Consider the following 11,604-nt stretch of genomic DNA (forward strand, 5'->3'; position numbering starts at 1 on the left):
AGAGAAGGTAAGCACGGCGGGGCAAAGGCGGGTTGGCGGACCCAAGGGGATTACGCTTCGTTATAGCTCTTTTCCAGACGGACATAGGTCCGGTAGCGGTCGTCCGCCTCTTGCTGCGCCTGGGCAAAGAGCATCTCGGCAGCCTCGGGATACTTCACCTTCAGCCCGGAATAGCGAACCTCCCCGTTCAGGAACTCACTGACAGGCACGGAGGGCTTTTTATAATCCAGAGAGAAGGGCTTCTCCTTGCTGTGGGAATCATAGCGATACAAGGGCCACAGACCGCAGTCCACTGCCTTTTTCATCTCGGCCTGCACATTGTTCATGCCGGCCTTGATGCCATGGTTGATGCAGGGAGCATAAGCGATAACAATGGAGGGGCCCTTATGGCTGACGGCCTCGTTGACGGCCTTCATCAGCTGGCCGGGGTTGGCGCCCATGGCAACAGAGGCCACATATACGTCGGGATAGGTCATCATGAGACGGCCCAAATCCTTTTTGGCAGTTCTCTTTCCGCCATCGGCAAACTTGGCGGAGGCGCCCACGGGCGTGGCCTTGGAGGACTGTCCTCCGGTGTTGGAATACACCTCGGTGTCCACCACAAACACGTTGATGTCCTCGCCGGAGGCCATCACATGGTCCAGACCGCCGTAGCCGATGTCATAGGCCCAGCCGTCGCCGCCGAAGAGCCAGACCGTTTTCTTGCCCAACTGGTCGCGGTGCAGCAGAATTTCCTCAGCCAGAGTCTTGGCTTCGCCGGAAAGCTCCGCACGTTCCAGCGCCGCGGCCAGTGCCCGGGCGTCGACATCATTGGTGTCCAGATCCTCAAACGAGGCAAGCCATGTCTTGCAGGCGGTTTCCACTTCGGAGCCGGACACAAGAGGAATCAGCGCTTCCACCTGCTGGCGGACATTGGCCCGGCGCTGCTTCACAGCCAGCACCATGCCAAGGCCGTTCTCCGCCTGATCCTCAAACAGCGTCCCGTAGAACGCGGGGCCGCGTCCCTCTTTGTTAACGGTATATGGCAGAGACGGGAACGCGCCCGCCCACGCCAGAGAGCAGCCAACGCCGTTGACCCAATAGGTCTTATCGCCGTAGAGCTGGGTAAGGAGCTTTGCATAGGGCGTTTCGCCGCAGCCCGCGCAGGCCCCGGAGAACTCCACCAAGGGCTGAGAGAACTGGCTGCCCTTCAGGGTCTTGCGGTTAAACACGCCGGGCTTTTCGGTCAGCGTCAGGGCGTAGTTCCAGTTGGTTTCATCATACATGCTGTCGTCCACGGGCTTCATGGTCAGGGCCTTGTCCTTGGCCAGGCACGAGGCGGCACAGCTTCCGCAGCCGGTGCAGTCCAGCGTGCTGACCTGCAAGCGGTATTTCAGCCCCGCAGCGCCCTTGGCGTCCACCATTTCAAACCCGGCGGGAGCGGCCTTTGCCTCTTCCTCGTCCACCAGATACGCCCGGATGGACGCGTGGGGACAGACAAAGGTGCACTGGTTGCACTGCAAGCATTTGTTGGGGTCCCAAGACGGCACGGCGGAAGCAATGCCCCGCTTGTCGTATTTGGAGGTACCCAGAGGATACGTGCCGTCCTGATAGGGCAGCAAGGCGGACACCGGCAGATCGTCGCCTCTCTGGCGGTTGCAGGGGATGACGATGTTCTTCACCACAGCGGGGAGATTTTCATCCACCGTGCGGTCATCCTTCGCCTGCGCCCACTCAGCGGGAACCGTCACCTTGACGGGACTGTTGATTCCCGCATCCACGGCGGCCAGATTCATGTTCACGACCTTTTCGCCCTTTTTGGCATAGGTCTTCTGGGCGGCCTCTTTCATGTAGCGGATGGCGTCATCCACCGGCATGACACGGGCAAGCTTAAAGAACGCAGACTGCAAAATCAGGTTGGCATGGTTTCCAAGACCCAGCTCCCGGGCAATCTTATTGGCGTCCACAATATAAAACTGCACATTGTGGTTTGCAATATAATTTTTCACGTCGCCGGGCAGCTTTTCGCTCAGCTCTTCCTCCGTCCACGCGGTGTTCAGCAGGAAAGTTCCGCCGTCCTTCACCTCGTGGATCATGTCATAGCTGTTGATATAGGACTGGGAGTGGCAGGCCAAAAAGTCCGCCGCCTTAATCAGATAGGTGGAACGGATGGGGTCTTTGGAGAAGCGCAGGTGGCTCTTGGTGATACCGTAGGACTTTTTGGAGTCGTATTCGAAATACGCCTGCGTATACATCCCCGCGTGGTCGCCGATAATCTTAGCGGAGTTTTTGTTTGCGCCCACGGTACCGTCGGAGCCAAGGCCCCAGAACTTGCAGGAAACCGTGTCCGCGGACTCGGTGATGAGCGGCTCGCGAACCTCGAGAGACAGGTTTGTCACATCGTCGTTCACGCCGATGGTAAACATGCGCTTGGGCGCGGCCTCGTTCATGTTGTCAAACACAGCCTTCATCTGGGCGGGGGTCACGTCCTTGGACGCAAGCCCGTACCGGCCGCCGAAAATCTCGGGGGCATCGCCGTCGTTGACATAGCTGGCGCACACGTCCAGATATACCGCCCCGGCAATGGCGCCCGGCTCCTTGGAACGATCCATGGCGGTGATTTTCTTCACCGTTTTGGGCAGGGCGTTCAGGAAATACTGCATATCGAAGGGGCGGAACAGGTGAATCTGAAGAAGGCCCACCTTTTCTCCGGTTTCGCACAGATGGTCCACAACCTCCTTGGCACACTCGCAGGCGGAGCCCATCATGACCATCACGCGCTCGGCGTCGGGCGCACCGTAGTAGTTAAAAATATGGTAATCCCGGCCAGTGATCTTGTTGATCTCCTGCATATAGCCCTCCACCACGGAGGGAATCTCGTCATACGTCCCGTTGTTGGCCTCCTGAGACTGGAAATACACGTCGGGGCCCTGCACAGTGGTGCGCTGAACGGGATGCTCGGGGTTCATGGCGATGCGGTGAAACTCCTCCAGAGCATCCTTGTCCATCAGGGCAGAAACACGGTCCAGATCAATCATCTCAATCTTCTGAATCTCGTGGCTGGTGCGGAAGCCGTCATGGAAGTGAATGAACGGGACCCGGGTCTTGACGGTGGCCAGATGGGCAATCGCCGCAAGGTCCATCACCTCCTGCACGCTGGACGAGGACATCATGGTCACGCCGGTGGTGCGGCAGGTCATCACGTCCTGATGGTCACCGAAGATGTTGTTTGCGTGCTGGGCCACAGAGCGGGCCGCCACGTGAAACACGGCGGGCATCCGGTGTCCGGCCATGATATACAGGTTGGGAATCATCAAAAGCAGGCCCTGGGACGAGGTGAAGGTGGTGGCTAAAGCGCCCGCCTCGGCCACGCCGTGCAGCGCACCGGCGGCGCCGCCCTCGGACTGCATCTCCACCAGCGTCACCCGCTGGCCGAACATATTCTTGCGTCCGGCGGCAGACCATTCGTCCACCTTTTCGGACATGGGAGAGGACGGCGTAATCGGGAATATCCCGGCCACATCCGTAAAGTGGTAAGCAACGGTGGCGCAGGCCTCGTTGCCGTCCATGGTTTTCATAATTTTTTTCTCAGACATCTATATTCCTCCTGGCATATCGTCTCCGGCGCAGAAGAATTCCGTGCCGGAAACGGAGCTGTTACATCTTAATAATCGCGCCCTGATCGGCGGAAGTAGCCGCCTTGGCATACAGACGCAGGTAGCCGTTGGGAATGTGCTTCTCAGGCAGCTTCCAGCTCTTGTAGCGCTCAGCAATCTCCTCGTCGGACACGTGAAGCTCCAGCTCGCCCGCGTCCACATCAATCAGAATCTCGTCGCCGTCCTGAACAATTGCAAGAGGACCGCCCTCCGCAGCTTCAGGAGAAATATGACCCACGAAGCAGCCGTTGTTGGTGCCGGAGAAGCGCCCGTCGGTAATCAGGGCGGCGGATTTGCTCAGGCCCACGCCGTACATATACTTCATGGCCTTGAACATCTCGCGCATGCCCGGTCCGCCCTTGGGGCCTTCATAGCGGATGACCACCACATCGCCGGCCTGAACCTTGCCGCCCAGAATGGCCTCCTCGGCCTCCTCTTCGCTGTTATAGCACTTGGCCTTGCCTACGAAGCGGTGCATGGAGGGATCAATGGCGCCGGGCTTGGTCACGGCGGTGTTGGGGCAGAGGTTGCCGTGAAGCACCGCCACGCCGCCGGTTTTGGAGAAGGGCTCCTCCACGGTCTTGATAATCGTGGAGTCCTCGGGATACTCATAGACGTATTCCGCCAGATTTTCCTTCAGGGTCTTTCCAGTGACCGTCATAACGGAGGTATCCAGAATGTCGCCCAGACGCTGAGAGACTCTGGGGATTCCGCCGGCCCGGAAGAAGGCTTCCATCTCCGGCTTGGCGGCGGGGTTGACCTTGGCAATCTGGGGAGTGGTCTTGCTCAGCTCCTCAAACTCTTCCACTACGTTCATGTCCAGCTCCGCTTCGTTGGCGATGGCGGACAGATGCAGCACGGCGTTGGTGGAGCCACAGGTAGCCATGGTCATCTTGATGCCGTTGCGAATCGCTTCGGGTGTTAAAATCTGGCGGGCGGTGATGCCCTTTTTGCACAAGTCCACAATGGTCCGGCCCGCCTCAAAAGAGCTGCGCAGACGGGCGGCATAGGCAGCGGGGATCAGGGCGCTGCCGGGCAGGGACATGCCCAGCGCCTCGGACACACAGCACATGGTGTTGGCTGTGCCGTAGAAAGAGCAGGAGCCGCAGCCCGGGCAGGCGGTGTTCTCCAGCGCGGCGTACTCGCCCTCAGAAAGCTTGTCAGCCTTCACCATACCCAAGGCCTCGGAAATGGAGGTCAGGTCGGATTTGCGTCCGTCAAACTCAATGCCGCCCAGCATGGGGCCGCCCACGCAGACGATGCAGGGAATGTCCAGCCGGGCCGCGGCCATCAGCATGGCAGGTACAATTTTGTCGCAGGAGGCCAGCAGCACCAGCCCGTCCAGCCGGTGGGCCTGGGCCATAATCTCCACGGAGTTGCAGATAATCTCCCGGGAGGGCAGAATATAGTGCATTCCCTCGTGACCCTGCGCCACGCCGTCACAGGCGGCGATGGTGCCAAATTCCACGGGCGTGCCCCCGCCTGCGTAAATGCCGTTCTTGGCGTATTCCGCCACCTTGTCCAAATTGTAATGTCCGGGCACCACAGTGTTCCATGTGTTGGCGATTCCAATGAGAGGCTTCCCTTCCTTCAGCTCGCTGTCCGTATACCCCATGGACTTAAACAGGGACCGCGCAAATGCGCTGTCCTCCTCACCTAAAATTGTTTTACTGCGAAATTCCATAAAAAATTTCCTCCTTAACCTTTAACGGTACGGGTTTATCTAACATCTGTTTTCAGAAGCAACAGTTTGCGTTTTTTTCGTCCCCCATTCTACACTGTCGTTTCTTGTTCTTAAAAACATTATATTGTTTGAGTCTTTGTCTGTCAATATCGTATGATGTTTATTCATACAAAATATCTCTGGAAGTTTTTACGCTTTATTGACAGGAGGAATCCTGTATCTTATAATATAATTAATAGTATTCTGCAATACAGAACATATAAAAGAGGTTGACTATGGCTACAACAAAGAACATTCAATCGGTGGAGCGCGCTTTTTCCATTCTGGAGTTATTTCAACAGACCGGTTGTTCGGAGCACAGCGTAAAGGAGATTTCCAATGCGCTGGAACTTAACAAAAGCACAACCTTCGGCCTGATCAATACGTTGACCAACTTGGGATATCTTCAGCAGAACCCGGAGAACCAGAAATACGCGCTTGGTCTAAAGCTGCTGAGCTTTTCCAACACGGTCAAGGTTCAGAATATCATCATCCGCTCCGTCCACGCATATCTGGAGCAGATCAATCTCAAGTACGGTGAAACCGCACACTGTGCGATAGAGCAAAACGACGGCGTGATTTACGTGGATAAGGTAGAAGCCACCGGCTCTATTTTTATCAGCACCCAGATCGGCACCCATAATGACCTGCACTGCACCGGCGTGGGGAAGTGTATCCTTGCCTACATGGATCCCGCCATGCAGGAACGGATTTTCTCCAGAAGCCTGAAAACCATGACGTATAACACCATTACAAACTCTGAGCAGCTTCGGGAGGAGATTCTCAAGGTCCGGGCAAGGGGCTATGCCGAGGATAATGAAGAAATCGCCATCGGCCTGTCCTGCGTTGCCATTCCGGTGTTTTCCGCTCCGGGAGTCGTGGCCTGCGCCATTAGTGTATCGGGTATGACTTCCCGCATCCGCATGGCCTGCGACAATGGGCTGGTGAATGAGCTGAAACGAACCGGCGCGGCGATTTCCAAAAAAGTGTTTGGGTATGTGCCGGAACTGCCGGAGGCCGAAGCCCTTAGCTGAAGCTGCATCAAGCTTCCAGGAGACTTTGGGAAAAAATTTGCCCGAAACGTTTGCCCCGTCATAAAGGTTAAGCAAAAAACGCCGCTACTCGCGGCGTTTTTTGCTGTTTCCGCGGAAATGAGTATGTACAGACCGGGTGGTTGTGCTATTCCCCACCGTGTGCTCTTTTCAAAAAGCAATTAAAGTTTTGCCGCTTGCAAACGCAATTTTTAGTAACAAGTCACGCCGCCGTCGATGGGAAGATTGACGCCGTTGAGAAAAGATGCCTCTTCACTTGCCAGATAAAGCACCGCGTTGGCCACGTCCTCCGGGGTGGTCAGCCGGCCAAGAGGGATTTCATCAATCCGAGCCTGCTTTTTTACCGGGTCTGCCATCAGGGCCGCCACAAAGGGCGTGTCAATGGTGGCGGGATGAATTGAATTACAACGGATGTTGTCCTTTGCGTAGCGGGCGGCCACGGATTTTGTCAGCAGCGTCACGGCGCCCTTGGTGGCAGTATAGGCCTCGGGGGTATTCATGTGGCCGATCAGGCCGCAGATAGAATTTGTGTTGAGGATGACGCCGCCCCCCTGCCGCCGCATGATGGGAATGGCATACTTGGTGGCAAGGAAGACGCTGGCGGTATTTACCTCCATCATCTGCATCCACTCATCCTTTGTCATTTCCTCAATGGTCTTGCGGATATTGATGCCGGCGTTGTTTACAATCACATCCAGCCGCCCGCTCTGCTCTACAATCCGTTCTGTCACTGCCTTCCAAGCCTCTTCACTGGCCACATCCATTCCGACGCCGTGGACGCGGCAGCCGGCGTTTGTCAGCTCCTTTGCCAGAGCTTCCGCCCGGTCTGCCGCCAAATCCAGCACCCAGACCTCCGCGCCGTTTTCGGCCAGAAGCTTTGTCTGCTCAGTGCCAATTGCACCTGCGCCGCCAGTAACGGCAATTACCTTGTCTTTCACATTCATATTCAGGTTTTCCTTTCCTGTCCCCAGGCTTAAGCTCGGGTTTCCTTATCCTGCCAAGCCTTCATGGGATTCTGAACGCCCATTTTTCCACCGCTGATCTCTATGCTGGTGCCGGTGATATAGCGGGCGTAGTCGGAAGACAGAAATGCCATAGCCCATGCTACGTCAATTGCTTCGCCAAAGGTTTGCAAAGCAATGGGGGAACGAAGCTGCTCACCCCGCTCCTCAATAAGAGCGTGGTTCATGTCCGTGTTAATCAGCCCCGGGATATACCCGTTTACCCGAATGCCGTAGGGGGCCAGCTCGGCGGCCAGCGTTTTGACCATGGAGCTAATGGCGGACTTGGTGGCGGCGTACACACCGCTGCCAACAGAGGGGAACAGGGAGGCAAAGGAAGAGGCCAGCAGCATCACGCCGCCCCGGGCCTTCATAAAACGATACCCAATGCGGGCGCCCAGATAGACGGATTTCAGATTGGTATCCACCGTCCGGTCCCACACCTCTTCGGTCGTGTCGATAATGCTGTACTGGGGGTAAACACCGGCGTTGCTGACCCAGACGTCAATGGGCCCCAACTCGGCCTCTGCGTGCGCGGCAAAACTTTCCAGAGGCGCAGCGTCGGAAACATCGCAGGTTTCGCCAAAGGCGGTGATGCCCTTGGAACGAAGACTCTCCAATGCCGCCTCCAGCTTCTTGGGATTTGTACCGCAGACGGCCACCTTGGCCCCAAGCGTGCCCACAAGCTCCGCGTAGGACAGGCCGATGCCCCCGGTGCCGCCGGTGACAAGGATCACCTTGTTGTCAAAGCGAATGTTCATGATCGTGTCCTTTCTGTTCTTTCAGGCTTTGCAGACAGACCGCAAAAGCCGTCTTTTAAAGCCGGGTGATTAGCCGAAGACACCCACGGCGTTCATAATCGCCACGGTGATCAGGCACACCACGGAAGACACGGCGCAGGGGATGGTCACGTACTTCACGGACTGCTGCGTGTTCAGGTGGAAGAACTGGCCCATCACCCAGAAGCCGGAGTTGTTGTAGTGGTTGCCCATCAGGCAGCCGCTGCCAATAGCCATCACAGCCGCCAAAGGAGCCAGACCCAGATCGGGCATCATGGGCAGCACAATCGCTGCGGCGGTCATGCCGGCAGTGGTCATGGAGCCAACGGCGACCATCATAATGGCGGCAATGGCCCAGGGCACCACAATGGTGGGAATGGGGCTGTTGCCAATCAGCGTAGACAAAGGCTCCAGAGCGGGAGAGTTTTTCAGCACGTTGCCGAAAGCGCCGCCCATGGCGGTGATCAGCAGCGGGGAGAGGCAGACCACCAGACCCCGGGCAACCCACTTGTCCAGCATGATTTCGTTAAACTTGATATTCGGCTCGTTGTAAGTGGTAGCATAAATGCCCCGCACCATGGTACGCTGGCGATAGCCCAGCCAAATAGAGTACACAAGACCCACGAACAGAGCAATGACCTTATTGCCCAAAACGGTGCAGAAGGTGTAGATGGCGCTGCCCTCGGTGGCGTACATCTGGGCAAAGGAAGAGGCGGAGATCAGCAGCACGGGCAGCAGCAGAGGGAGGAAGCCCAGAACTGTATTCGGAAGGCCGGGATCCTTAATCAGAATGTCGTCCACGCTGTCGGAATGCGTTTCCGACATGCCCCGGACAAATTCGGGGTTCGGCTCAATCCACTCCTTCGCTGTCCACTTGCGCAGCAGGAAATAAGGAACAAAAAAGCCCACCAGTGATACCACAACGCCCCACATAATGGTCATGCCAAGATCTGTCTTAAACATAATGGCGATGGCCAGAATGCCGGGGGTGGGGGGCACAAGAGCGTGTGTCAGGAACAGGCCCAGACCGGTGAAGGATGCCATGGTGGACATGGAGATGTGCTTACGTTTGGACAGCATGGACGCAATGGGGGCTGTCAGCACCATGGTGATGTCGCCAAAAACGGGGATGGACATGATGAAGGCCGTCAGAGCCGGAGCCAGCTCCATGTTCTTGCCCCGAAAGAGCTTGATAAAAAAGTTGGCAATGGATTTGGCTGCGCCGGTATCCTCAATGGCCATGGAAATAATGGCACCAAGAATAATGGTGATACCCACGCTGCCCAGCGTGTTGCCAAAGCCGCCGCTGATAAAATCAACTGTGCCGATCACACCATACCCAAGGGAGATGCCGGTGCCCAGAGCCGCTATGAACAGCGCCAGTACCGGGTGCATTTTCAGCTTCACAATCATCACTACCAGGGCAAGAATTGCGATCACCAAAATTAACAAGAACATTCCTGCGGACATAATCGTTTCTCTCCTTTTCTCATACCTGTGTTAATTTCATTGCTGGGAAAGTGCCTACGCCGGAACTATCACCCTCCTTAGCATAGCCAGCTATTCTCCGCTCACATCGTTCTTTTTTATCGCCTATTATTCTATAATGGAGAATTGTATAAATAATAGACCGGACGACATATTTTGTCAACATCTGACGAGTATTTTTATGCATAACGCCTCCATTTTAACTTAATTATAGTGCGTTCTAACAAAATAGTCAGTCCAGTTTGTTGTAACAAAGTCTCAAAAATTAAATAAATCAATAAATATTTCAAAATATATTCTATAATAAAGAATGATAAATTTAAAAAGCACCAGTTGCACACTTGTGTTATTGAAAATTTATCCACTTCAAACGCCGCCCGCAAAAATAATCTGTCCACAATTTGGGCGCAAACTTCAAAGAACAGAGCAGTTCATCCGCACCTTGCGCTGTAATTTTAAAAATTAGCCGGATTTGGGCTGTTTTTCTGCAAACCAGTGAAAAGGCCTTTGCCAATTAGGTGCAGATGGAAACGCTTAATTTTTTAAAAAGCACAAGCTTTCAGGAACATTAAAGCAAAATTAAGTAAAGTTCCCATCTTTGAAGCTGGCGTTTATATCCCTCCAATACCCTGAGATCATTTTGCGCTTTAATATTATTTTCAAGAGGAGAAATCAAAATGAATTTACGGGATGTTCCGAATTCGATTAACGGCGAATTTCAGGGAATAGTTATGATTATTCTCTGCTTGGACATAGTGGGAGTATTCATCCGCGTTCTCTGCCCATATTACTCCCGCACCGCGGGCTGCTGCTCAACAAAATAAGTCCGTTGAATTGCCAGCATCGGATTGTTTGTAATAACGCCATCCACCCCTAAAGCAATTGCTTTATCCAGCATCTGCTTTGTATTGACGGTCCACACATAAATCTTTTTTCCCGCCGAATGGGCAAGCTGAACAACAGTTGCATCCACACAGCTTTCTTTCAGGCTGATTGCATCGGCACATTGCAGCCGGAGAATGCAGCTTTTAAAATCGCAGCCCACATACACTGTTCTAATTTCAGGAGCATAGCTTTTCACTCGCTGAAGAATTCCGCAGTCACTGGAAGCGATCAGGCATCGGTTCTGCATGTCTGTTTCCAAAATCAAATCTACGACTCCCTTCTCATAGCCGCCTACCCTGCATGGTTTGAGTTCAATGTTCAGCATCAGGCTGCTGCCTTTCAGGACCCACAATACTTCCCGCAGCGTTGGAATTGTCTCCTGAGCGGACGAAAGTCCCCCACTCTTCTTTACTTTCAGACTGCGAAGTTCGTTATAGGTAACGTCGCAGAGTTCCCGGTCTACACCGGCAGTGCGCAGAAGATTATCGTCATGCATAATGATCAGGACCCCGTCCAATGTCTGACGCACGTCCAGTTCGACATAGTCTGCCCCTGCGTCTGCCGCACCCCGAAAGGCGGCCATTGTGTTTTCAGGAAAGCGAAAAGAGTCCCCCCGATGCGCCATAATTTCAACTTCACAGCTATTTGCTTTTTTCAGCGGCTGATATAACAATGAGCCGCACAGCCAGACAGCTAGAAAGGCGGCGGCAAAAAGACCCGCGCCCACTTTTCGGAAAATCCGCCGATTCATACTCACTTGGATGCCGCCTCCCTCCTCTGCCGATTTTATAGTTCGGCTTTTAAGAAGCTTCTGCATACACGTCACATTTATGCGGTTATAGGCTTATGAACGTCTTGGCGTTGCTTTTCAAAGCGCGCGAGTTTTCTCTGGTGCTGAGGAAGGAGGCAATCGGAAAGCGGCGCAGGGCGCCGTCAGCCTTCCACAGGACACTAAAAAAATATCGCCGCAGCTTTTGGCCACGGCGGAAAATATAGGGGAAATTTGAAGGAGGCAGACAAAGGCGGCGCAGCAAATGCTGC

Annotated in this window: 7 protein-coding genes; 1 reads left to right on the forward strand and 6 read right to left on the reverse strand. The window is 54.6% G+C overall.

What is annotated here, in order from left to right:
* Positions 1-50 precede the first annotated feature (50 nt).
* Both nifJ and ilvD read right to left on the reverse strand, forming a co-directional pair.
* Complete coding sequence (gene nifJ / locus B2W96_RS05445) at positions 51-3,575, reverse strand: pyruvate:ferredoxin (flavodoxin) oxidoreductase (protein ID WP_293009274.1); 3,525 nt, start codon at positions 3,573-3,575, stop codon at positions 51-53.
* A gap of 61 nt (positions 3,576-3,636) precedes the next feature.
* Positions 3,637-5,319 carry a dihydroxy-acid dehydratase gene (ilvD, locus tag B2W96_RS05450; RefSeq protein ID WP_293009275.1) on the reverse strand — a complete coding sequence of 561 codons (1,683 nt, stop codon included), beginning with the start codon at positions 5,317-5,319 and terminating at the stop codon, positions 3,637-3,639.
* A 275-nt stretch (positions 5,320-5,594) separates the two neighbouring features.
* Here ilvD and B2W96_RS05455 point away from each other — a divergent pair, with 275 nt between their 5' ends.
* Positions 5,595-6,392, forward strand: a complete 798-nt coding sequence (locus tag B2W96_RS05455; RefSeq protein WP_293009276.1) for an IclR family transcriptional regulator — start codon at positions 5,595-5,597, stop codon at positions 6,390-6,392.
* A gap of 209 nt (positions 6,393-6,601) precedes the next feature.
* Here the strand turns inward: B2W96_RS05455 and B2W96_RS05460 are convergent, their stop codons facing one another.
* The 4 genes from B2W96_RS05460 to B2W96_RS05475 form a co-directional block, all read right to left on the reverse strand.
* Positions 6,602-7,354, reverse strand: coding sequence for an SDR family NAD(P)-dependent oxidoreductase (locus B2W96_RS05460; RefSeq protein ID WP_293009277.1), 753 nt, complete (start codon positions 7,352-7,354; stop codon positions 6,602-6,604).
* Positions 7,355-7,383: 29 nt separating this feature from the next.
* Entirely contained in the window at positions 7,384-8,172 is a 789-nt protein-coding gene (locus tag B2W96_RS05465; RefSeq protein ID WP_293009278.1) for an SDR family NAD(P)-dependent oxidoreductase, read from the reverse strand.
* A gap of 69 nt (positions 8,173-8,241) precedes the next feature.
* On the reverse strand, positions 8,242-9,660 hold the full coding sequence (locus B2W96_RS05470) for a GntP family permease (RefSeq protein ID WP_293009279.1): 1,419 nt from the start codon (positions 9,658-9,660) through the stop codon (positions 8,242-8,244).
* An 805-nt stretch (positions 9,661-10,465) separates the two neighbouring features.
* On the reverse strand, positions 10,466-11,290 hold the full coding sequence (locus B2W96_RS05475) for a glycerophosphodiester phosphodiesterase (protein ID WP_293009280.1): 825 nt from the start codon (positions 11,288-11,290) through the stop codon (positions 10,466-10,468).
* Positions 11,291-11,604 lie beyond the last annotated feature (314 nt).

This window comes from Oscillibacter sp. UBA6647, assembly GCA_002455655.1.
GTDB lineage: Bacteria > Bacillota > Clostridia > Oscillospirales > Oscillospiraceae > Oscillibacter.